The organism is Actinosynnema sp. CA-299493 (genome assembly GCF_050946825.1).
In the GTDB taxonomy this organism is placed as follows: domain Bacteria; phylum Actinomycetota; class Actinomycetes; order Mycobacteriales; family Pseudonocardiaceae; genus Actinosynnema.
The window spans coordinates 7,684,803-7,708,040 of sequence record NZ_CP191993.1 but is presented as its reverse complement, the minus strand read 5'-3'; the positions used below and the strand labels follow the sequence as shown (position 1 = coordinate 7,708,040).

Genomic DNA, 23,238 nt, shown 5'->3' with positions numbered 1-23,238 from the left:
AGGAACACGGCATGCGCACACCAGGGGACGCCGCGGCGGTGACGGCCGCGCAGCGGGGGGAGCCGGGCGCGTTGGACGCGCTGGTGGCCGCCTACCTGCCGCTGGTCTACAACGTGGTCGGGCGCGCCCTGGCCGGCCACTCGGACACCGACGACGTGGTGCAGGAGACCATGCTCCGCGCGCTGAACGGGCTGTCGGGGCTGCGCGAGCCCGAGGCGTTCCGGTCGTGGCTGCTGGCCATCGCGCTGAACCAGGTGCGCGACCACCACCGGACCCGACCGCCGCTGGTCGACACCGAACCGGCCGACCTCGCCGACCCCGGCGCGGACTTCGCCGACCTGGCCATCACCCGGCTCCAGCTCACCGGCCAGCGCCGCGAGGTCGTCGCGGCCACCCGGTGGATCGGCGACGACGAGCGCGAGCTGCTGTCGCTGTGGTGGATGGAGCAGGTCGGCCGGATCACCCGGGCCGAGCTCGCCGAGGCGCTGGGCCTCACGCCGCAGCACGCGGCGGTGCGGGTGCAGCGGATGAAGGCGCAGCTCGAAGGGGCGCGGGTGGTCGTCCGGGTGCTCGCCGCGCCGCGTTGCGGCGACTTGGCCGAGGTGGTCGCGGACTGGGACGGGCAGCCGAACGCGCTGTGGCGCAAGCGGATCGTGCGGCACGCGCGGGAGTGCGCCCGCTGCGCCCGCGGGTTCGACGACCTGGCCGCCGTGGACGGGCTGCTGGCCCGGATCCCGCTCGTGCCGCTGCCCGCCGGGTTCGACCTGGCCGCCGCCGAGCCGGTGGTCGCGGTGGTGGAGAAGGGTGTCGGCATCGGCAAGGTCTGGGCGAGCGCGGTCACGAAGCCGCTGATCGCGGCGGCGGCCGTCGCGGCGGTGGTGGGCGCGGTCGTGCTGCTGCCCGTCGAACGGACGCCGACGCCCGTGGCCGCACCGGTCGCCGTCACGACCACCAGGACGCACTCGACCGTCCCGGCGACCACCACCACATCGGCCACTACGACCACGACGACCACGACGGCCACGACGACGACGGTTCCTCCGGTCGCGCCGGCGCCGGTCGTGCGGCCGGTCGCCAAGTCGGTCAAGAAGGGCGTCGGCACCTGGCACTTCGAGGGCGTGACGCGGGCGCTGTCCGACGTCGGCGCGGGCTGGTTCTACAACTGGGCCACCACCAGGGAAAACGTGCAGGCGCCGCCGGGCGTGGAGTACGTGCCGATGATCTGGGGCGCGAAGACCGTCACGCCCGCGAACCTGGCCGCGGTCAAGGGCCAGGGCACGACCCTGCTCGGCTTCAACGAGCCGGACCTCGCCGAGCAGTCGAACCTGACCGTCGAGCAGGCGCTGGACCTGTGGCCGCAGCTCCAGGCGACCGGGATGCGCCTGGGCAGTCCGGCCGTCGCGCACAGCGGTGACCAGGCGGGCGGCTGGCTCGACCGGTTCATGACCGGCGCGCGGCAGCGCGGCCTGCGGGTCGACTTCATCACGCTGCACTGGTACGGGTCGGACTTCGGCCCGGCCGCCGTCGGCCACCTGAAGAACTACCTGGACGCCGTGCGCGCCCGCTACGGCCTGCCGATCTGGCTCACCGAGTACTCGCTGATGGACTTCTCGGGCGGCGGCGTGCGCTACCCGGACGCGCGGCAGCTCGCCGACTTCGCCGGCGCGTCGTCCCGGATGCTCGAAGACCTGCCCTACCTGGAGCGCTACGCGTGGTTCGCGCTCCCCGCCGACAAGCCGGGCACGGGGCTGTACGTGCCCGGAGGGACGCCGAACCGGGCCGGCGAGGCCTACCGCGCCACCGGTTAGGCGAGCGCCCGCCGCCGGTCGTGCGGCGACGGGCGCTCCGCGGTACCGGCCCGCCGCTGGTCGAGCAGCGGCGGGCCGGGTACCCCTCAGGCGTCCGGCCGGTCGTCGAACAGCGGTTGCCACCGGCCGTCGAAGCCGCCGTTCGCCGCCAGGTGCCAGCCCGGCGGCAGCCACACGCCCACCTCGCGGCTCGTGCTGTCGTCGATCCCGCCCGAGTGCACGAAGTACTCGTGCTGCCGCCAGTACGCGCCGTGCGAGGCCAGGTCGCCGCTGACCGCGCCGCGGCTGCGCCCGGAGCTGTCCAGGCCGGTGCCCGCGAACCCGCCGAAGTCGTCCGACCCGGACGGCGTGTCCTCGTCCAGCTCCGCCGAGTACGCGCCGAAGAACCACGCCTTGGACAGGTAACCCTCGCGGCCGTCGGTGAGGTCGGACGCGGCGTCGTCGCGGGACTGGTTGTAGAACCGCTGCACGCCCGTCCCGATGCCCAGCGCGGGCGCCTCGAACCGCACGTCCACCACGTCGGTGGCCAGCCAGTGCCGCTGCCACGCAGACTGCGACCAGTGCGTCGGCACGATGTCGGCCAGGTCCTGCAACTCGTAGGTCAGCCGCTTGACCCGCGGCCACGCCACCTTCGTGCCGTTGTCGACCCGGCTGGCCTGCGCGGACGCGTTGGCGAACGTCAGCGGCACCGCGCCGAGCGCGGCCACCGCCCCCACCGCGCCCTCCGGCACGAACGCGTAGTGCACGTTGCGCCGGTTGTCCGCGCCGGAGATCCGCACCTCGGCGTTCGCACCGGACGCCACGCGGCCCGAGACGTAGGCCCAGGTGTCGGTGACGAACCGCAGCTCGTGCGCGTGCGGCCCGGCGTCGGGCAGGTCGAAGTCGCTCTCGTCGGCCTGCCACAGCAGCAGGTGCCTGCCGTCGGCGGTCTGCAGGAAGTTGACGTCAGGGTCGTAGGAGCGCCGCATGACGTGGTCCTTGTGGTGGGTCACGGTGGCGTTGCCGAACGACTCGCCCGCGCCGCCCGGCGTGCCGGTCACCCCGCGCACCACGATCTCCACCCGCTCCCAGTCGTGGATCTCGTCGCCGTCCTTGTCGGCCGCGTTGTAGACGTGGTACAGCAGCACCAGCGACTTGCCGCCGTTCTCGGTGAACTCCAGCAGCGCGGTGTAGAGGGTGGGCCGGACGCGCCACCGCTCGTAGCCCGCGGTCCCGGTGACGAACTGCGGGACCTGCTTCCAGTTCGCGCGGTTGGAGGCGTAGGCGCCGTCCCGGTCGAAGTCGAAGTTCGCGAGCCAGTCCCGGCCCTGCTTGCCGTCGTTCTCGTCACCCCGCTTGAGGATGACGGGCGCGTAGTGGTTGAGGTACGCCTGCCGCTGCGCGGCGGTCAGGGTCCACGGTGCCTGCGCCTGCGCCGCCGGAGCGGTCAGACCGGCCGCGAGCACGGCCGCGACGAGCACGAGGAGTCGTGTCATACCGAGGACTCTCGCGCCGTCGCGGCCGTGTTGTCAGGGGTGGCCCGTCCGGTGGAGCGGGATCCCGCAGCGGTCGGGGGCGGGGGTCAGGCGATGGTCCACTTCTGGTTGGCCGCGCCCGTGCAGGTCCAGATCTGGAGCCTGGTCCCGTCCGCGCTGGTGTTGCCCGTGACGTCGACGCACTTGCCGGTCGCCGGGTTCACCAGGTCGCGGCCCGAGGTGTGCGTCCACTGCTGGTTCGCGCCGCCGCCGCAGGTCCACAGCTGGAGCTGCGCGCCGTCGGCGGTGCCGCGGTCCTTGATGTCGAGGCACTTGCCGAGCGCGCGCAGCGTGCCGTCACCGGGCCGCGACCACTGCTGCGCCGCCGTGCCGTTGCACGAGTACAGCTGCACCGCCGCGCCGTCCGCGCTGCTGGCCCCCGCGACGTCGACGCACTTGCCACCCAGCCCGGTGATCGCGCCACCGCCGCCGCCGGGGTTGCCGGTGCCGGGCGTGCCCTGCCAGGTGAACGTGGCCGAGGTGCGGGCGGGCAGGGTGTAGGTGAACGACTGGTTGCCCCAGTTCACCCGGATGGACTGGGACGACGTGCCGCCGTTGTGCGCGATCAGGGCCTTGGAGCCGTCCGGGTTGCGGTAGGCCACGTTCTGCACGGTGCTGTTCGCGGTCGAGTCGATCCGGTACGCGCCCGGCCGGACGAACTTCGTCAGGTGACCGGTCGTGTAGTACTCGACGGTGTAGTCGACCTGGCCGGCGCGCGACCCGCCCTCCTGCACGGTGATCAGGCCGGTGCACGTGCCGCAGCCGCCGTTGTGCGGCCCCATGTTCTGGTTGAGCGCGAGGCTCCACTTCACCAGGCTGGAGCTGTGGTTGCGGGCGTAGTTGACGATGTCGGCCATGTCCTCGTTGTGCTGGTTCGAGATCCACGTGCCGCCGGAGTGCTCGGTGCTGAACTGCTTCACGGTCGGGTACTGGCCGCGCACCTGCGTGCCGACCGCCGGGTCGCCGAAGTAGCCGTGCCACGCGATGCCGCCGAACAGCGGGTCGTTGCGCACGCCCGCGTCGTTGAGGACGCCGGAGCCGAAGTTGGCGTAGTCGCCGTAGTTCCAGTCGTGCACCAGCACCTTGGTGGTGATGCCCGCCGCGCGGAACGCCGGGTACAGGTTGTTCTTGGTGAACTCGGCCAGGCCCGCCGGGTTCCAGCTCATGCCGGGGTAGTCCATCGCGGTCGGGTTGGCCGCCTGGCAGCAGTTCGGCTCGTTCTGCACCGACACGTAGTCGACCGGGATGCCCGCGGCCTGGTAGCTCTGGACGTACTTGACGAAGTACTGGGCGTACAGGGGGGCGTACTCCCACTTGAGCCAGCCCATCTGGTCCATGCGGCCGTTGTCCTTCATCCAGCCCGGCGCGCTCCACGGCACGCCCTTCACCCGCAGTTGCGGGTTGAGCTGCTTGGCCTGCTGGGTGAGCAGCCGCACGTTCGTGTCGTAGCCGTTCGCGCCGAAGTCGTTGAGGTCGCAGCACGTGTCGTCGAGCGAGACGTGGCCCGGCCGGGACAGGTCCGACGCGCCGATGGGGTTGCGCACGAACGACAGGCCGATGCCGTCGACGGGGTGGAACAGCTTGCGCATCACCGCGTCCCGCGTGGCGGCCGGGACCGGACCGCCGCGCAGCAGGTAGGCGGTGGTGTCGGTGATCGACGCGCCGCCGCCCTCGAACTGCTGGTAGGTCGTGCCCTCGTTGACGGTGATGGTGTGGGTCGCGCTGCCGCCGTTCGAGCCGAACGCGGTGGCCGGCTGCTGGGCGAGGCCGCGGGTGACGACCCGGCCGCCGCCGTCGGAAGTGGTGGTCAGGTGCACGTTGACGGTCTCGCCCGCGGCGGCGGCGGGCTGCGAGGCGGCGAGGGTGGCTGCGACGGTGATCACGGCTATGCCGGCGCTGACGAAAGCCCGACGGTGGGAAGAGGGCACCCCGGACTCCTTTCACGACGTTGTGGGCAGGGGTCGGCAGTCTGTAACAAAATGGAACATTTGTGGAACTAGTCCGCAGATGAAAGGAAACAATGCTGCCGAACCCGTGTCAAGGCTCGCGCTTTCCAGCCGGTGAATACCGGTAAAGACCGTGAAGAGCGGTGCGGTCGCGGGCCGTCAGCCGCGTGGGGCGGGCCCGGTGGACGCCCTGACCACGAGTTCCGTGGCCAGCTCGACGTGCAGCGCCTCCAGCTCGTGCCGGTCGAGCAACCGCATCAGCAGGGTCACGGCCATCCGGCCCATCTCCTGCAACGGCTGCCGCACCGTGGTCAGCTCCGGCCACGTGGCGCGGCTGAGGTCGAGGTCGTCGAAACCGGCGACCGACACGTCGCGCGGCACGTCGAGGCCCAGCTCGCGGGCCGCGCGCAACGCGCCGACGGCCATCTTGTCGTTGAACGCGACCAGCGCCGTCGGCCGGTCCGCGAGGGCGAGCAGGTCACGGGCGACCAGGTGGCCGTTCTCCTCGGTGGGCTCGTCCACGTGCCGCAGCAGCTCCGCCGACGGCAGCACGCCGACGTCGGACAACGCCGCCGCGTACCCGGCGAGCCTGCCGTCGCCGGCCAGCCAGTCGCGGGGGCCGCCGATGATCCCGATCCGCCGGTGGCCCAGCTCCACCAGGTGCGCCATCAGCCGCCGCGCGCCCGCGAAGTGCGCCGCCGACACCGACGCCACGTCACGGGGCAGCTCGGTGCGCGGGTCGACCACCACGAACGGGAACCGGCGGTCGCGCAGCCGGACCAGCTCCTCGGCCGGCTCCGGCGGCAGGATCAGGATCGCGCCGCCCACGTCCGCGCGGGCCGCCAGGCCGGGCAGCACCGATTCCCGCTGCGCCGACACGCCCGCGCTCAGCGCGACCTGGCGGTGGTGCAGGGCCAGCGTCTCGGCGACGCTGGAGACGATCAGTCCGAAGTAGTCGGTGAGCAGGTACGGGCAGCGCACGTAGATCGGGCCGGCCGGCTTCGCGCCACGCGCCCGCGGCGCCTCCGCGCCCAACCCGGCCACGGTGCGCAGCACCAGCTCGCGGGTGCGCTCGGCGACGTTGGCCTGGCCGTTGAGCACGCGCGACACCGTGGCGATGGAGAGCCCGGTCGCCGCCGCCACGTCCCGCACCGTCGCCCTGGCCATTCGCGTCCCCCTGTTCCACCAGCGTTTCACGATGTTACAGGGCAATCGGCGCAGTGCGACGAAGTGGGCGGACAGGAGGCTCGCACAGGTGCGCGCGGGCGGGGATTTGGGCAGGCTGTGCAGATGACCACCTCCGAGGCACCCGCGCGGATCGCCGTCACCGGGCTCGCCGTCATGGGCAGCAACCTGGCGCGCAACCTCGCCCGGCACGGCTACCGCGTCGCCGTGCACAACCGCAGCCACGCCCGCACCAAAGCGCTGATCGCCGACCACGGCCACGAGGGCGACTTCGTGCCGGCCGAGACGCTGGAAGAGCTCGTCGCGAGCCTCCAGACGCCCCGCCAGATCATCATCATGGTCAAGGCGGGCGGACCCACCGACGCCGTCATCGACGAGCTCGTGCCCCTGCTGGAGGCCGGCGACACGGTGATCGACGGCGGCAACGCCCACTACGCCGACACCCGCCGCCGCGAGGCCGCGCTGAAGGACGCCGGGCTGCACTTCGTCGGCGCGGGCATCTCCGGCGGCGAGGAAGGCGCGCTCAACGGCCCGTCGATCATGCCCGGCGGCTCGAAGGAGTCCTACCAGCACCTCGGGCCGGTGCTGGAGGACATCGCGGCCAAGGTCGACGGCGTGCCGTGCTGCGTGCACGTCGGGCCGGACGGCGCCGGGCACTTCGTGAAGATGGTGCACAACGGCATCGAGTACGCCGACATGCAGCTCATCGCCGAGGCCTACGACCTGCTGCACCGGGTCGGCGGCATGGCGCCCGCCGAGGTGGCCGAGGTGTTCCGCGGCTGGAACACCGGCGACCTGGAGTCCTACCTGGTGGAGATCACCGCCGAGGTGCTCGGCCACGTGGACGCCGAGACGGGCGCCGCGCTGGTGGACGTGATCGCGGACGAGGCCGAGCAGAAGGGCACCGGCCGCTGGACCGTGCAGGAGGCGCTGGAGCTGGGCGTGCCGGTGACCGGCATCGCCGAGGCGGTGTTCGCGCGGTCGCTGTCCGGGCGGGCCGGCCAGCGGCAGGCGGTGCGGTCGGCGTTCGGCCCGGCCGCGGTCGTGGGCGGCGCGGACACCTCGCTGGTCGAGGACGTGCGGCAGGCGCTGTACGCGTCGAAGGTCGTGGCGTACGCGCAGGGCTTCGACCAGATGCGGGCGGCGAGCGCCGAGTACGGCTGGGACCTCGACCTGGGCGCGATGGCCACGATCTGGCGCGGCGGCTGCATCATCCGGGCCCGGTTCCTCGACCGCATCCGCGAGGCCTACGACAAGGCGCCGGAGCTGGCGTCCCTGCTCGTGGACGACTACTTCCGCGACGCGGTCCAGTCGGCCGAGGAGGCGTGGCGGCGCGTCGTGGTGAAGGCGGTGTCCGCCGGCGTGCCCGCGCCCGGGTTCGTGTCCGCGCTGGCGTACTACGACGGGCTGCGGTCCGAGCGGCTGCCCGCGTCGCTGATCCAGGGGCTGCGCGACTTCTTCGGCGCGCACACCTACCGCCGCACCGACCGCGAGGGCAGCTTCCACACCCTCTGGTCGGGTGACAGGTCTCAAGTGGACGCCTGAGACCACCGGCCCGATCATGGCCGGGTGCGTGAACGCTTCCGGCGCCTCCCCGTCACGGCCGGCTACCTGTCGGCCGTGGCGGTGCTCGCGCTGCTGACGCGGTTCGTGTTCGCCGACGGGATGTCGGCGCAGGTGCGGGCGTCGCTGAGCACGAACGCGGCCAACCTCGCCGACCACCCGGTCAACGCGCTGCTCGGCAGCGCGTTCGTGCTCGACCCCGCCGGCGACGGCCTGGTGGCCACCGGGCTGGCCCTGGTCGGCGTGGCGCTCTGCCTCGGCGCGCTGGAGCGCGAGGTCGGGCCGTGGCGCGCGGTGGCGGTGGTCCTCGTGGGACACGTCGGCGCGGCGCTCGTGACGGCGCTCGTCATCTCTTCGGGCGCCTACCCGGTCGATCTGACCGACGTGGTCGACGTCGGCCCCGCCCACGTCGCGCTCAGCGCGGCCGGCGGCATCACCGTGCTGGGTCCGGTGGTGCTGCGCGCGCCCTGGCTGGCGCTGCTCCTCGCGTTCCCGTTGGCGAGCGCCGAGTGGTTCGGCCCGGTGCCCGGGTTCGCCGCCGTGGGCCAGGTCGCGGCCGTCCTCATCGGACTGTGCGGCGGCACGCTCGCGGTGGGCCGCGCCTACGCGGCCGTCGGCAGGTAAGTCCGTCACCAGGGGTGACGACCCCGCTCGTGATCAACACGACCGGGTGGAACCGCTGTCAGACCGCCCACTTCCTCAGTCATCATGGTCTGGACGCGACCTGTGCGACGCGGGCTGTGCCGACACGTTCCCCTGTGCCGACACGGAGGTGCCACCGTGGCCGACCCCCATCACCGCGCCGGGGCCGAGTTCCGACTCGACGCCTGCTGGCCGCGACTGCTGCCGCCCTTAGCGCGCCACTAGGCACACCTCTCCCGAACGACACCCCGCGCGCCCGCGTGGGGCGATACCCCCTTGCCAGAAGAAGAGGACCAGGCATGAACCGTCCACGCCCCAACAAGTCCCACGCGGGCGAGCACACCACGGCGGGCCCCCCGGGTGGTCTCGCCGCCGTGCTGCGCCACGACCTGCCCGCCTCGCTGGTGGTGCTCCTGATCTCCGTGCCGCTGTCGCTGGGCGTCGCCGCCGCGACCGGCGCGCCGCTGATGGCCGGGCTGATCTCCGCCGTCGTCGGCGGCATCCTGGCCGGCGCGCTGTCCGGCACACCGGTCCTGGTCAGCGGGCCCGCGACCGGCTCGGTGGTGATCATCGCGGGGATCATCGCCGAGTACGGCTGGGCCGCCACCGCCGCCATCACGCTCGCCGCCGGCGCGGTGCAGGTCGCGTTCGGCCTCGGCCGGCTCGGCCGGGTCGCGCTGTCCCTGTCGCCCGCCGTGGTGCACGGCATGCTGGCCGGCATCGGCCTCAGCATCGCGGTGGGGCAGCTGTCGGTCGTCCTCGGCGGCTCGGCGGCCACGTCCGTGCTCGACAACCTGGCCCGGGTGCTCACCGCCGACGTGGCGTGGTCGGCGCTGCTGGTCGGCGCGCTCGCCGTGCTGGCGCTGCTGCTGTGGCCGCACGTGCCGCGTGCCGGGTTCGTGCCCGCGCCGTTGGTGGCGGTGCTGGCGGCGACGCTGGCCACCGTCGGGCTCGACGTGGCGAGGGTCGACCTGCCCGGTGACCTGTTCGGCCAGGTCGTGCTGCCCCGGATGCCCTCCGGCAGCTTCGGCGCGGTCACCTTCGCCGTGCTGACCGTGGCCGTGGTGACCAGCGTCGAGTCGCTGCTGTCCGCCGTCGCCGTCGACAAGCTGCACGACGGCCCGCGCGCGGACCTCGACCGGGAGCTGATCGCCCAGGGCGCGGCCAACGTCGTGGCCGGCGCGCTGGGCGGGCTGCCCATCGCCGGCGGGATCGCGCGCAGCTCGACCAACGTCGCCGCCGGCGCGCGCACCCGCGCGTCGACCGTGCTGCACGGCTTGTGGGTCGCGGTGTTCGTGCTCGCGCTCGGCTGGGTCCTGGAGCGGATCCCGTTGGCGGCGTTGGCCGGTGTGCTGCTCGTGGTGGGCGTGCGGCTGGTGAGCGTGCGCCGGATGCGGGCGTTGTGGCGGCACGGCGAGTTCTCCGCGTACGCGGTCACGGTGGTGGGCGTGCTGGTGCTCGGGCTGGTGGAAGGCGTGCTGCTGGGCGTCGCGGCGGCGGTGCTGCGGTCGCTGTACCGGCTGACCCGCTCGTCGGTGCGGATCGAGGAGGAGCCGGACTCCTGGCGCGTGACGATCCGCGGCTCGCTGGTGTTCCTCGGCGCCGGGCGGCTGGTGCGCGGGCTGCGCGCCATCCCGCTGGGGCAGCGCGTGACGCTGGAGCTGCACATCGACTTCCTCGACCACGGGGCGTACGAGGCGATCGACGACTGGCGCGTCGGCTACGAGCGGCTGGGCGGCCACGTCGAGGTGGACGAGGTGCACGACACGTGGTTCAGCAAGGCCACCAAGGGCATCCCCGCGCTGCGCAAGACACCGCTGTCGCCGCTGCCGAGGTGGTTCGCGCCGTGGTCGCACTGGCAGCGCGGCCGGCACGTCACCCTGCCCAGGCAGCGCGCCGACGCCGACCCGATGATCCGCGGCATGCGCGAGTTCGAGCGCACCACCGCGCCGTTGGTCCGCCCGTTCCTGGCGGAGCTGGCCGCGCGAGGCCAACGCCCGCGGCAGCTGTTCATCACGTGTGCCGACTCCCGCGTGGTGCCCAACCTGATCACCACGAGCGGGCCGGGCGACCTGTTCTGCGTGCGCAACATCGGCAACCTGGTGCCGCTGGCCGGCGACGACTCCGTCGGCGCGGCGATCGAGTACGCGGTGGAGGTGCTGGCGGTCGAGACGATCGCGGTGTGCGGGCACTCGGACTGCGGCGCGATGAAGGCGGTGGTGCACGGCTCGACGCGACCGGGCACGCAGCTGCACACGTGGCTGAAGGCGGTCGAGCCGAGCCTGATCCGGTTCCACGCGGGCGAGTCCGACCTGCCGGTGGTGGAACGGCTGTCGGTGGCGAACGTGGCGCAGCAGCTGGACAACCTGATGACGTACCCGAGCGTGCGGGAAGCGGTGGCCACGCGGTCGTTGCGCCTGGTCGGCATGTACTTCGACATCTCGGCGGCCCGGGTGTACCTGGTGGACCCGGAGCGCGACGGCCTCGAACCCGTCTGCGTCTGAGTTCACCACAGGGTGGTCGGTCCCCTCACGGACCGACCACCCCGTGCCGAGCCTCGACCGCGGACCGGCCTCGGTCGGGGGTGCGTGGCCGGTTCGGCGGCGGGCTCGGATCAGGTCGGGCGGCGCTGGTGGGGCTCGATCCGCGGGGGAGGCGCGTCGCCCGACGGGGCTTCGGCTAGCCGACGCTGCGCAGGTGCTTGCGGTGGTTGCCGGACGGCTCGTCGCCGCCCGCGGTCAGCGCCAGCTGCGCGCCGAGGTAGGCCCGGCACGGCGAGGGCAGGCGGCGGCTCCAGCGGTGGGTGCGGCACGTCGGGCAGCGGCCGTGCTCGTCGGGCGTGTGCTCGTCGAGCAGCGCCTTGACCGCGGTCACCACCTTGGGCAGTTCGCGGCGGGCCAGCTCGACCGCCGTCTCGTCGTCGCCGGTCGACGCGAGGCGGACCAGCGTGGCCAGGTGTTCCCGGAGGGACCGGTCGAGCTGGCTGAAGACGGTGGTGGACACCTTCAGCGCTCCTTTTCTGGGGGCGGTGTGCTGCACGCAGCCTGTTACCGGGTCCGGCCCTCTGCAAGTTGCATTACACGAATGGATGACGTCCCTTTGCTCCTTCCGCGCACGGCCACAGACTGGTCGACGGCCCCCGGGTCGGGGCCGCCGACGAAAGGTGTCCGGATGCCACGGGGCAGCAGCCCGACGCTGCGCAAGCGACGGCTGGTCAGCGAGCTGCGCAGGCTGCGCGAGGCGGCCGACCTCACCATCGAGGACGTCGCCGAGCGGCTGGAGTGCTCGGCGTCCAAGATCAGCCGCATCGAGACCGGCCGCGTCGGCGTCACCCCGCGCGACGTCCGCGACATGCTCTCGGCCTACGGCGCCGACCGGGCCACGTCGGAGGGGCTCGTGCAGCTGGCCCGCGACGCGCGGCGGCGGGCGTGGTGGGACGAGTTCGGCGACGTCGCGCCCGGCCGCTACGTCGGGTTCGAGGCCGACGCCGAGTGGGTGCGCACCTACCAGGGTCTCATGGTGCCCGGCCTGCTCCAGTCCGAGGCGTACACCAGGGCGTTGATCCGGGCCGTGCTGCCGGGCGCGGCGCCGGCCGAGGTGGACCGCCGGGTGGAGTTGCGCAGGGCGCGGCAGGCGCTGCTGCGGGAGGACGACCCGCTGCGCCTGCACGTGGTCGTGGACGAGGCGGCCCTGAGGAGGTCGGTGGGCGGCCCGGAGGTGATGGCCGAGCAGTTGGCGCGACTCAACGAGGTCGGAGAACTGCCGAATATCACCCTGCAGGTGGTTCCTTTCGAAGCGGGCGGTCACGCTGCGATGGACGGCCCGTTCGTCATCCTGTCGTTTCCCGAGCAGTCGGATCCGGCCGTGGTATACATCGAAAGTCCGAAGGGCGACGTCTATTGGGAACAGCCTTCGGACGTCGCCAGGTATTCCGACATGTTCGCACGGCTCAGCGCTCACTCGCTCGACCCGGCCGCCTCGTCCGCGCTGATCGGGCGGGTGGCGCGCGAGCTCGCCTGAATCCGAGGTGAACCGACATGAAACGCCCGTGGCGCAAGAGCACGTGGTCGTCCGCCGGTGGTCCGGAGTGCGTGGAAATCGCGCTCGACCGCAACGGCGCCGGCGTGCGTGATTCGAAGAACCGAAGCCGCGGCGAGCTGGACTTCGGTTTCGCGCAGTGGTCGCGATTCGTGGGCGGCGCGAAGAACGGCGCATTCGACGGCCGCTGACCGCCGTTCCCTTCCGGGCGTGTCCCCGACTTTCGGCCACCTACCCGTACGACCTTGGTCTGGCGGTCGGTCAGACCGAGGTCCGATGCGCCCGCCGGCGTGATTGCGGTGGACTCCCCTTAGCCTGCACTCCGAGTGCACGTCATGATCCACAGGGGGATGAACCATGGCCTTGCTGACCGACGCCCTGGAGGGGCTCGCCGGTCTGCCGCAGCCCGCCGTGCTCGCGGTGACGGGCGCGTTGACGTTGGCGGAGTGCACGTTGGGCGTCGGCTTCATCGCGCCGGGCGAGAGCGCGCTGCTGCTGGCCGCCACGACGGTCACCAGCACGTCCCGCTTCCTGGTCATGTGGCTGGTCGTGTCGGTGTGCGCGGTGGCGGGGGACAGCATCGGCTACTTCCTCGGGCGCCGGTACGGCGATCGGCTGCGGGACGGCAAGGTGGTGCGCAAGCTCGGCCAGGAGCACTGGGACAAGGCCGGCGCGCTGCTGCGCAGGCGTGGCGCGTGGGCGGTGTTCTTCGCCCGGTTCATGCCGGTGGTGCGGACCCTGGTGCCCGCGTCGGCGGGGGCGTCGAAGCTGGAGTACCGGCGGTTCCTGCCGGCGTCGATCGCGGGGGCGGTGAGCTGGTCGGCGCTGCACATCGGCATCGGCTCGGCGGCGGGCGCGTCGGCGAAGTACATCGAGTCGGTGTTCAACGGCGCGATGTGGGGCTTGATGGGTGTCGCGGCCGTGGTCGGCGTGGTGGTGGTGCTGCGCCGGCGGCGGAAAGCGGCCAAGCCCGTCCCCGCGCCGCGTGAGCTGGAGGAGGTCGCCTGACCCCGGAACCTCACCTGCTCGGGACGCCCGCCTCCGGCCACCGCTTCCGGCCACCGCTTCCGGCAAAGGGCCACTGGCAGCGACGGCGACCCCTCCGCCTGGATCGGCCACTGCACCGCGGCGTGACCGGGACCGCCTGACCCCGAACCCCGCTCGGTCGGGATGCTGCCTCATCGGTGCCGGTGACCCGGCATGGGCCGGTCGGCTGGTGACCCGACTCGCCGCCTGTCCCCGGACTGCCGCCGGGCACCGGACGCGCCAAGACCCTGGATCGGCCGCCCAGCCGGTGCGGTCGCCCGAATCGGCGCCCGCGAACGGTCGGCTGGAGCGGGACTCGCGCGTCGGCCGTCGGTGTCGGAGCTCTGGCCCCGCGCGAACGCCGAAAGGGCCGGGTCCGGGGGTTCGGTCCCGGACCCGGCCCCTTCGACTGGGGGAGGGCATGGAGGTGGGTCATCCCCTACCGGATGACCCTTCTCCGGTGGAGAAGGGGACGAGGGCGGGCCGGCGTTCCGCCGCCGCGGGCTGGATGCCCCTTGCACGCCGGCCTGCCCTCGTCGTTCAGGGAGAGCAGCGGATGTTCCGCTGTCTGGTCCAACCTCGTTCACCGGGGTTCGCCCTGTGTGGTTGATCGGACACGCTTAGCGTAAGAATGCGGCTACAGGACGACTGGAGCCGGACTGGAGTGATCTCCTAGGCTCCGTCCGGGGGCCCAACGTTCGGCGAAGGATCGGTCGGTGGCAGACGGCGGCGGCGAGCGCTTGCGGTTCGAGGTGCTCGGCCTGCTCCGAGCGGTGCGCGGCGGCGGGGAGGTCGACCTCGGCGCCGCCAAGCAGCGCGCCGTGCTGGCGGTGCTGCTGCTGGCCCGCAACGTCCCGGTCAGCCGCGACCAGATCATCGAGGCCGTCTGGGGCGACCACACGCCGACCAGCGCGGTCAACCTGGTGCAGACCTACGTGGCCGGCCTGCGCCGCGCGCTGGAGCCCAGCCGCGCCCGCCGAGCCCCGGCCGAGCTGCTGACCTCGGTCGGTGACGGCTACCTGCTCCGCGTGGACCCGCAGCAGGTCGACCTGGACGAGTTCGAGCGCGGCGTGGCGGCGGCGGCCCGGCTGCGCGCGACCGGCGACCTGGTCGCGGCGGCCACCGCGCTGGACGAGGCGCTCGGCCGGTGGCGCGGCGAGCCGCTCGGCGGTGTCGCGGGCCTGTTCGCCGAGGTCGAGCGCGGCCGGCTGGTCGAGCGCAGGCTGGCGGTGCTGGAGGAACGGGCCGAGCTGCTGCTGCTGATCGGCCGCGGCGCGGAGCTGGTGCCGTCCCTGACCACGCTGGTCGGCGAGCACCCCCTCCGGGAACGCGGGCACGGCCTGCTGATGCGCGCGCTGTGCCAGGCGGGACGGCAGGCCGAGGCGTTGGCCGTCTACCGCGAGGCACGTCGGGTGCTGGTCGAGGAGCTGGGCGTGGAGCCGGGCCCGGAGCTGCGCAAGCTCCAGCGGGCCGTGCTGGCGGGGGAGGACCCCGAGCCCGAGCGCCCGACCCAGCCGATGGCGGTGCGCCCGGTCGCCGAGTCCTCGCCCGCCATCACGCCTGCGCAGCTGCCGCGCGTCTCGGCGTCCTTGATCGGCCGTGACGACGAGCTCAAGCGCCTGGACGGCCTGCTGGCCTCCTACCCGGGTGGCGGCCTGGTCCTCGTGGTCACCGGTCCCGCGGGCGTCGGCAAGACCGCGCTGGCCCTGCACTGGGCGCAACGCGTGCGCGAGGAGTTCCCGGACGGCCAGCTGTACGTCGACCTGCACGGCTACGACCCGAACCAGGAGCCGCTGGGCGCGGGCGAGGTGCTGAGCAGGTTCCTGCGCACGCTGGGCGTGCCGTCGCCGGACATCCCGGTCACGGTCGAGGAGCGGTCGGCGTTGTTCCGCACGCTCATCGCGGACCGGCGCATGGTGGTGATGCTGGACAACGCCCGCGGCTCGACCGAGCTGCTGCCGCTGCTGCCCGGACCGCCGTCGTGCGTGCTGGTGACGTCCCGCCGGCGGTTGGTCGGGCTGGTCGCGCACGCCGAGGCGCGGCTGGTCGAGCTGGACATGCTGGACCCGGACGCGTCGGTGGCCGTGGTCAGCCGGGTCGCCGGCCGGGACGCGACGGAGGCCGCCGCGCTGCGCCGGCTGGCCGTGCTGTGCGACGGGCTGCCGCTGGCGCTGCGGATCGCGGCGGCCAGGCTCGCGGTCGCGCCCGCGTTGCGGGTCGCCGAACTCGTCGCCGAGCTGGACGACGAGCACGGCCGGCTGGCCGCCCTCGGCCTGGAGGACGAGGACTCGACGGTGCGCGCGGCGCTGGACGCGTCACGCCGGGCGCTGTCCCCGCTGCCCGCGCGGCTGCTGGCGCTGCTCGGCCTGCACCCCGGCGCGGACGTGACGGCGTTCGTGGTGGCCGCCATGGCACAGGTCCGCGTCGGCGACGCGCAGCGCGCGTTGGACGCGTTGACGGCGGCGAACCTGCTGTCGGTCAACGAGCCCGGTCGGTACGGGGCGCACGACCTGGTGCGCGTCTACATGCGGACGCTGGCCGCCGAACTGCCCGCGACCCCGCGGCACGAGGCGACCAGCCGGATGCTGGACTACTACCTGCACTGCGCGGACCTGGCCGACGGTCGGCTGCCGGTGACGCGCGGCAGCAGCGTGCGGGTCGCGCCGGCGCACGTGCCGCTGGAGGTGCCGAAGCTGACCGGCTCGCCGGAGGCGATCGCCTGGCTGGACGCCGAGCAGGGCAACATCGTCGCCGCCTCCGAGCTGGCCGCCGCGCCGGGTTCGGACCCGGCGTGGCTCGTGCACGCCTGGCAGCTGCCGTACACGCTGTCGCGGTTCCTCTGGCTGCGCGCGGACCGGACGACGTGGCTGCGCACCACGGAGGCCGCGCTGGAGGCGGCCACCACGCTCGGCGACCCCGAGGCGAGGTTCGTGATGCTGTTCAACCTGGGTGTCGCGCTGGCCCAGTTCCAGCGGATGGACGAGTCCCTGGCCCGGCACCGCGAGGCGTTGGAGGTGGCGCGGGCGTCCGGCGACGTGAACGCGCAGGCCAGAGCGCTGACCACGGTCGCGGACATGCTGGCGTCCCTGGGCCGGGTCGACGAGTCGGAGGCCTCCTACCGGGAGGCGCTGGAGGCCAGCCGGGCGGCCGGTTCCCGCTGGGCCGAGGCGAACGCCCACCACAACCTCGGGCTGCTGCACCAGGCGTCACGCCGCTACGGCGAGGCGAAGACGTGGCTGCGGGCGGCGGTGACGATGTACCGCGAGGTCGGCGAGCAGTGCGGTGAGTCGACCTGCCACACCGACCTCGCGATGGTGCTGCTGGAGGCGGGCGAGGGCGCGGAGGCCGTCACGTCGGCGCGCACGGCGCTGTCGGTCGCGTCGGCCGCGGCGAGCCCCTACCACCAGGCGATGGCGCACGACCGGTTGGCCACGGTGTTCGACCGGCAGGGGCTGCCCGGCGCGGTGGCGCACTGGCAGCGGGCGCTGGCGCTGTTCACCGAGCTGGACGCCCCGGAGGCCGACCAGGTGCGGGAACGCCTGGCCCGCGCCCGCGCCACCACCTCCGCCTGACCGCACCACCTCCTCAAGTGGTCTGGACCTATTGACAGAGAGGTCTAGACCTATTTACGGTTCGGGCATCGTGCTGTGGCCGCCGCCCCCGCGCAGGAGGTGTGCCGGTCGTGCCCAAGAGAACCAGGTTGTCGCCGCTCGTGGCGTTGTTCGCCGCGGTGGCCGGACTCGTCGTCGCCGTCGTGTCCCCGACCCCGCCCAGTGCCGCCGCCGCCGGGGAGGAGTGCCGTCCCGACGGCCTCTACCAGACACCCGGCGTCGCCGTCCCGTACTGCTCCGTCTACGACACCGAGGGCCGGGAGTCGTTGGGCGCCGACCACTCCCGCCGCGTCATCGGCTACTTCACCAACTGGCGCACGGGCCGGGACGGCACGCCCGCCTACCTGGCCTCCGACATCCCGTGGACCAAGGTCACGCACCTCAACTACGCGTTCGCGCACCTCGACGCGCAGAACCGGGTCTCGGTCGGACCCGACGGCCCGGACAACGCCTCCACCGGCATGACCTGGCCGGGCGTCGAGCCCGACCCGTCCCTGCCGTACAAGGGGCACTTCAACCTGCTCAACAAGTACAAGAAGCAGCACCCGAACGTGAAGACGCTGATCTCGGTCGGTGGCTGGGCGGAGACCGGGGGCTTCCTCGACCCCGACGGCACGCGCAACGCGAACGGCGGGTTCTACAAGCTCGGCGCGCAGCCGCAGGCCACCGTGGACGCCTTCGCCGACTCGGCCGTGCAGTTCATCCGCACGTACGGGTTCAACGGCGTGGACATCGACTACGAGTACGCCACGTCGAACAACCACGCGGGCAACCCGGACGACTTCTGGATCTCCAACGCCAACCGCGGCACGCTGTGGGCGGGCTACGAGAAGATCATGAAGGCGTTGCGGGAGAAGCTGGACCGCGCCTCGGTGCAGGACGGCAGGCACTACCTGCTCACCGCCGCCGTGCCCGCCTCGGGCTGGCTGCTGCGCGGGCAGGAGGCCTACCAGGTCACCCGCTACCTCGACTACCTGAACGTGATGAGCTACGACCTGCACGGCTCGTGGAACCACTTCGTCGGCCCGAACGCCGCGCTCTACGACGACGGCAAGGACGGCGAACTGGCCGCCGGCGGCGTCTACACCGCGCCGCAGTACGAGGGCATGGGCTACCTGAACACCGACTGGGCCTACCACTACTACCGGGGCGCGATGCAGGCCGGCCGGATCAACCTCGGCGTCCCGTTCTACAGCCGCGGCTGGCAGGGCGTCACCGGCGGCACGAACGGGCTGTGGGGCCGCGCCGCGTTGCCGGACCAGGCGAAGTGCCCGCCCGGCACGGGTTCCAGCGTCGGCTCGACCACGCCGTGCGGCAACGGCGCGATCGGCATCGACAACCTGTGGCACGACTCCACCGCGGGCGGCGCCGAGGTGCCGTCGGGCGTGAACCCGATGTGGCACGCCAAGAACCTGGAGAACGAGATCACGCCGGACTACCTGGGACGGCACGGCCTCGACCCGGCCACCGACCCGGCCGACCGGATCTCCGGCTCCTACAACCGGTTCTACGACAGCACGCTCACCTCGCCGTGGCTGTGGAACGCCGACAAGAAGGTCTTCCTGTCCACCGAGGACGAGCAGTCCATCGCGGCCAAGGCGAAGTACGTGGCCGACAAGGGCATCGGCGGCATCATGATCTGGGAGCTGGCGGGCGACTACCGCTTCGACAGCGCCAAGGGCCAGTACACGGTCGGCGACACCCTGCTCACCAAGATCAACGAGGGGTTGCGCGGCGCGGCGCCGTACGGGGCGCGGAAGGCCGCCGGGGCCACGCCGAGCCAGGTGCTGAACGTGAGCGCCACCGTCTCCGGGTTCGCGCTCGGCGACAGCAACTACCCGATCACGCCGAAGCTGAAGCTGGCCAACAACTCGACCACCACCCTGCCGGGCGGCACGAAGATCGAGTTCGACTACGGCACCAGCGCGCCCGGCAGCATGGCCGACCAGTCCGGCTTCGGGCTGCGGGTCACCGCCAAGGGGCACTCCGGCGGCAACGCCGGCGGGCTGAAGGGCGACTTCCAGCACGTCGAGCTGACGTTGCCGACCTGGCAGCCGCTCGCGCCCGGCGCGTCGGTGGACGTCGCGCTGAGCTACCAGCTGCCGATCGCGTCGCCGTCGAACGTCAAGCTCACGTTCGGCGGCCAGTCCTACGCCATCGCCTCCGACCACCCGCGCGGTGGTGGCGGCCCGGACCCGACCAGCAGCACCACCACGACCACCACGACCACGACCGACCAGCCGAGCTGCACCGTGCCCGCGTGGGACCGCGCCAAGGTCTACAACGGCGGCAACGAGGTCTCGCACCGGGGCAAGCGCTGGCAGGCCAAGTGGTGGACGCAGGGCGACGAGCCGGGCACGACCGGCGAGTGGGGCGTCTGGCGCGACCTGGGCACCTGCTGAGGGGCACCCGACGCGCTCCGACGTCCGCCTGAGGCATCCCTTACCCGCCGTCTGCCACCCCTTACGGCGGCGGGTGAGGGGACCAGGGCGGCAACCCACGTGAACGCCCGATGCCCTCGCCCCCGCCTCAGGACGACTCTTCGTGTCACCGGAGAGAAGCGGTACGACACGAGGAGCGAGTCATGGAGTGGACGCCCGAGTCCTTGAAGGCGGAGATCGACTACCGGCAGGCCGCACTGCGCGCGGACGCGGCGCACTACCGCGTCGGCCGGCAGACGCACCCGGCCAGGCGGTCGTGGTGGCGGCGGCTCGGCCACGGCTCCGGTCCGGACGTGCCCGACGCGGACAACGGCCACCGCGAGGCCGCCTGAGGTGTGACAGCATGCCTGGTGTGGCACGCATCGGTTCCGGAATTCCCTTGGTGGCGCGTAGCCGGGAGATGACCAGGTTGCGCGCCGCCCTCGACGAGGCCGTGCGCGGCGAGGCGGGCGCGGTCCTGCTCGCCGGCGACGCGGGTGTCGGCAAGACCCGGCTGGTGGACGAGCTGTCCGCCACGGCGGGCGACGCGCTCGTGCTCAACGGCCGCTGCCTGGACGTCGGCGAGACCGGCCTGCCGTACCTGCCCTTCACCGAGGCGTTGGGGCAGGTGCGGCAGGCCGGTCTGCTCGACGTCGCGGCCCGGCCCGCCCTCGGCCTGCTGCTGCCGGAACTGGCGCTGCCCCCGGGCCACGACGGCGGCACGTCGGTCTCCGGCCTGCCGTCGCACCTGGTCGGCCGCCGCCCCGAGCAGGACGTCGGCCAGCTCCAGCTGTTCGACGCGGTGCACGGCCTGCTCGGCGAGCTGGCCGAGGAGCGGCCCGTGCTGCTGGTGCTGGAAGACCTGCACTGGGCCGACGCCTCCACCCGGTACCTGCTGTCGTTCCTTCTCTCCCGGCTGCGCGCGCAGCGGTTGCTCGTCGTCGCCACCTACCGGTCCGACGACCTGCACCGCAGCCACCCGCTGCGCCCCCTGCTCAACGAGCTGGTGCGGCTGCCCGCCGTGCAGCGGCTCGACCTGACCCCGCTGAGCGCGATCGACGCGCGCTCGTTCGTCGCCGCGCTGGCCGACGACCTGCCCGACGACGTGGTGCTGGAGGTCGCCGAGCGCTCGGACGGCAACCCGTTCTTCGCCGAGGAGCTGATCGCGGTCGCCTGCTGCGGTGACCGCGAGGTGCCGTGGACCCTGGCCGAGGTGCTGCTGACCCGCATCGAGGGCCTCTCCCCGGAGGCGCAGCGCGTGGTGCGGGTCGCGTCGGTCGGCGGCCGGTCCGTGCGCCACGACCTGCTGCGCGACGTGGCCGGGATGGACGACGTCGGCCTGGACGGCGTGCTGCGCGAGGCCGTGCGGCACCACGTGCTGGTGGTCGACGGCTCGGAGGTGTACACGTTCCGGCACGCGTTGCTGCGCGAGACCGTCTACCTCGACCTGCTGCCCGGTGAACGCGTGCGGCTGCACGCCGCCTACGCGGACCGGCTCGCGTCGTCCGGCGGCCGGGGCGCCGCCGCCGCGCTGGCCCACCACAGCCTGGAGTCCCACGACCTGGTCCGCGCGCTGCGGGCGTCGGTCGACGCGGGGGAGGAGGCCAAGGCCTCCGGCGCGCCCGCCGAGTCGCTGCGGCACCTGGAGCAGGCGTTGAAGCTGTGGCACGCGGTGCCCGCCGGCGACCGCCCGGCCGGCCTGACCGAGCTGTCGTTGCTGCGCAGCGCGTCGTGGGCGGCGGGCACGGCGGGTCAGCCCGAGCGGGCCATCGCGTTCGCCCGCACCGGCACCACCGTGGTGGACGGGTCCGACCCCGAGGAGGCCGCCGAGATGTGGCGGCGCTTCGCGCAGGCCCTTCAGGTGCTCGACGGCACCGAGGACGAGAAGTACCACGCGGTGGAGGAGGCGTGGCGGCTGGTGCGGGACCGGCCCGCGAGCCGGGCCCGCGCGTGGGTGCTGGCGGTGTGGGCGGCGGCGTTGCGGCACGACCACAAGTACGTGGAGGCCCGGGAGCGCGCCGAGATGGCGGTGGCGGACGGTCGCTCGGCCGGCGCGGACTCGGCCGTCGCGGACGGGTTGACCACGCTGGGCCTGCTCGACGAGCCCGACGGGCAGATCTCGCGGGCGCGCGAGCACCTGACGGACGCGGTGGCGTGCGCGATGGAGGCCGACGCGGTCACCACCGAGCTGCGCGCCCGGTACTACCTCGGCCTGCACCACTACGACCTCGGCGAGCTGGCCGAGGCCGGCCGGGCGTTCGACGAGGGCGTGGCGCGGGCCAAGGCGACCGGCCTGACGTGGAGCTCGTTCGGCCTGGAGCTGCGCATCCTCCAGGTGCTGACCAAGTACTACCGCGGTGAGTGGGACGGCGCGGCGACCGCCGCCGAACCGCCCGGCCTGCGGGTCTCCAGCACGGTGTCGGCGCGGCTGGCCGCGGCCGGCACGCACGTGGCGGTCGGCCGGGGCGAGTTCGACCAGGCCGAGCGGATGATCCGGGAGCTGCGCGCGGACTGGCACCGCGACCTCCAGATCGCCCTGATCACCGGCGGCACGGGCGCGGAGCTGGCGTTGTGGCGCGGTCAGCCGGAACTGGCGGTGGACCGGATCGCGGACGCGATCAGCTGGTCGCGCAAGGAGGGCGAGTGGGTGCTGGCCGGCATCCGGCTGGCCGCCCTCGGCGTGGCGGGGCACGTGGAGATCGCCGCGCGGGCCCGGCGACGCAAGGACCGGGCGGCCGAGGAGCAGGCGGTGCGGGCCGGCCGGGAGCTGGCCGAGTACGCGCGCACGACGGCCGAGATGGGGATGCCCCGCACCGGCGTGCTCGGGCCGGAGGGACGGGCGTGGCTGGCGCGCGCGGCGGCCGAGGAGTCGAGGGTGACCGGGGTCGGCGACCCGGACCTGTGGCGGCGCGCGGTCGACGCGTTCGGGTTCGGATCGGTGTTCGAGCAGGCCGTGTGCCGGTGGCGGCTGGCCGAGGCGCTGCTCGGCGCGGACCGGCGCGAGGAGGCCGCGGCGGAGTTGCGGCTGGCCGGCGCGGTGGTCGACGAGCTGGGCGCGGCGCCGCTGCGCGAGGTGCTCGACCTGGTCGCCCGGCGGGCCCGGGTGGCGTTGCGCGACGTCGGGCCGCGTGACCGGGTGGACCCGTTCACGCCGCGGGAGCGGTCCGTGCTGGAGCTGGTCGCGCTGGGCCGCACCAACCGCCAGGTCGGCGAGGAGCTCTACATCTCGGAGAAGACGGTCAGCGTGCACCTGAGCCGGATCATGTCCAAGCTCGGCGCGAGCAGGCGGGCCGAGGCCGTGGCCACCGCGTTCGACCGCGGCCTGCTGGACCTGCCCGGCCACCCCGGTGAACAGGTGCCGTCAGACCTCGGGACTAGTGCCCGTCATCCCGCCGGTTGACCTCCGGTTCCGCCGTCGAGGTGACGCCTGCCGACCCGCGTGCCCCCTAGCTTTCTCGACGTCAGCCAGACCCGAGGAATTGAGG

15 protein-coding genes are annotated in these 23,238 nt (G+C 73.3%); 11 read left to right on the top strand and 4 right to left on the bottom strand.

All coding sequences use genetic code 11. The annotated features are described in order from the left end of the window. Nucleotides 1–11: 11 nt before the first annotated feature. Nucleotides 12–1,808 carry a sigma-70 family RNA polymerase sigma factor gene (locus tag ACQPYE_RS32555; RefSeq protein ID WP_498716925.1) on the top strand — a complete coding sequence of 599 codons (1,797 nt, stop codon included), beginning with the start codon at nucleotides 12–14 and terminating at the stop codon, nucleotides 1,806–1,808. An 86-nt stretch (nucleotides 1,809–1,894) separates the two neighbouring features. On the opposite strand, the gene ACQPYE_RS32550 is transcribed toward ACQPYE_RS32555, so the two are convergent. The 3 genes from ACQPYE_RS32550 to ACQPYE_RS32540 all read right to left on the bottom strand — a co-directional run bounded on the left by ACQPYE_RS32550 (nucleotide 1,895) and on the right by ACQPYE_RS32540 (nucleotide 6,435). Next, the gene (locus ACQPYE_RS32550) at nucleotides 1,895–3,283 is read right to left on the bottom strand and encodes a hypothetical protein (RefSeq protein ID WP_498716924.1); all 1,389 of its coding nucleotides are present in this window, start codon (nucleotides 3,281–3,283) and stop codon (nucleotides 1,895–1,897) included. A gap of 86 nt (nucleotides 3,284–3,369) precedes the next feature. Further along, nucleotides 3,370–5,250, bottom strand: coding sequence for a ricin-type beta-trefoil lectin domain protein (locus ACQPYE_RS32545; RefSeq protein WP_498716923.1), 1,881 nt, complete (start codon nucleotides 5,248–5,250; stop codon nucleotides 3,370–3,372). A gap of 177 nt (nucleotides 5,251–5,427) precedes the next feature. Continuing rightward, nucleotides 5,428–6,435: a LacI family DNA-binding transcriptional regulator gene (locus tag ACQPYE_RS32540; protein WP_498716922.1), complete on the bottom strand. Its 1,008-nt coding sequence runs from the start codon at nucleotides 6,433–6,435 to the stop codon at nucleotides 5,428–5,430. A 123-nt stretch (nucleotides 6,436–6,558) separates the two neighbouring features. On the opposite strand from ACQPYE_RS32540, the gene gnd reads away from it, so the two are divergent. The 3 genes from gnd to ACQPYE_RS32525 all read left to right on the top strand — a co-directional run bounded on the left by gnd (nucleotide 6,559) and on the right by ACQPYE_RS32525 (nucleotide 11,162). Beyond that, nucleotides 6,559–7,998 carry an NADP-dependent phosphogluconate dehydrogenase gene (gnd, locus tag ACQPYE_RS32535; protein ID WP_498716921.1) on the top strand — a complete coding sequence of 480 codons (1,440 nt, stop codon included), beginning with the start codon at nucleotides 6,559–6,561 and terminating at the stop codon, nucleotides 7,996–7,998. 24 nt (nucleotides 7,999–8,022) lie between these two features. Further along, complete coding sequence (locus ACQPYE_RS32530) at nucleotides 8,023–8,640, top strand: rhomboid-like protein (RefSeq protein WP_498716920.1); 618 nt, start codon at nucleotides 8,023–8,025, stop codon at nucleotides 8,638–8,640. A gap of 317 nt (nucleotides 8,641–8,957) precedes the next feature. Further along, complete coding sequence (locus tag ACQPYE_RS32525; protein WP_498716919.1) at nucleotides 8,958–11,162, top strand: SulP family inorganic anion transporter; 2,205 nt, start codon at nucleotides 8,958–8,960, stop codon at nucleotides 11,160–11,162. 175 nt (nucleotides 11,163–11,337) lie between these two features. On the opposite strand, the gene ACQPYE_RS32520 is transcribed toward ACQPYE_RS32525, so the two are convergent. Further along, nucleotides 11,338–11,661 carry a hypothetical protein gene (locus ACQPYE_RS32520; protein ID WP_498716918.1) on the bottom strand — a complete coding sequence of 108 codons (324 nt, stop codon included), beginning with the start codon at nucleotides 11,659–11,661 and terminating at the stop codon, nucleotides 11,338–11,340. A gap of 168 nt (nucleotides 11,662–11,829) precedes the next feature. Here ACQPYE_RS32520 and ACQPYE_RS32515 point away from each other — a divergent pair, with 168 nt between their 5' ends. The 7 genes from ACQPYE_RS32515 to ACQPYE_RS32485 all read left to right on the top strand — a co-directional run bounded on the left by ACQPYE_RS32515 (nucleotide 11,830) and on the right by ACQPYE_RS32485 (nucleotide 23,153). Then, nucleotides 11,830–12,678, top strand: coding sequence for a helix-turn-helix domain-containing protein (locus tag ACQPYE_RS32515; RefSeq protein ID WP_498716917.1), 849 nt, complete (start codon nucleotides 11,830–11,832; stop codon nucleotides 12,676–12,678). A 17-nt stretch (nucleotides 12,679–12,695) separates the two neighbouring features. After that, nucleotides 12,696–12,887: a DUF397 domain-containing protein gene (locus tag ACQPYE_RS32510; RefSeq protein ID WP_498716915.1), complete on the top strand. Its 192-nt coding sequence runs from the start codon at nucleotides 12,696–12,698 to the stop codon at nucleotides 12,885–12,887. Between the two features lie 166 nt (nucleotides 12,888–13,053). After that, nucleotides 13,054–13,704: a DedA family protein gene (locus ACQPYE_RS32505; protein WP_498716914.1), complete on the top strand. Its 651-nt coding sequence runs from the start codon at nucleotides 13,054–13,056 to the stop codon at nucleotides 13,702–13,704. A gap of 734 nt (nucleotides 13,705–14,438) precedes the next feature. Next, complete coding sequence (locus ACQPYE_RS32500) at nucleotides 14,439–17,294, top strand: AfsR/SARP family transcriptional regulator (protein ID WP_498716913.1); 2,856 nt, start codon at nucleotides 14,439–14,441, stop codon at nucleotides 17,292–17,294. Nucleotides 17,295–17,404: 110 nt separating this feature from the next. Beyond that, nucleotides 17,405–19,735 (top strand): chitinase C-terminal domain-containing protein, encoded by a 2,331-nt coding sequence (locus ACQPYE_RS32495; RefSeq protein WP_498716911.1) that lies wholly within the window; start codon nucleotides 17,405–17,407, stop codon nucleotides 19,733–19,735. Nucleotides 19,736–19,917: 182 nt separating this feature from the next. Then, nucleotides 19,918–20,106 carry a hypothetical protein gene (locus ACQPYE_RS32490; RefSeq protein WP_498716910.1) on the top strand — a complete coding sequence of 63 codons (189 nt, stop codon included), beginning with the start codon at nucleotides 19,918–19,920 and terminating at the stop codon, nucleotides 20,104–20,106. A gap of 11 nt (nucleotides 20,107–20,117) precedes the next feature. Continuing rightward, nucleotides 20,118–23,153 (top strand): helix-turn-helix transcriptional regulator, encoded by a 3,036-nt coding sequence (locus ACQPYE_RS32485; RefSeq protein ID WP_498716909.1) that lies wholly within the window; start codon nucleotides 20,118–20,120, stop codon nucleotides 23,151–23,153. The last annotated feature ends 85 nt before the right edge of the window (nucleotides 23,154–23,238 follow it).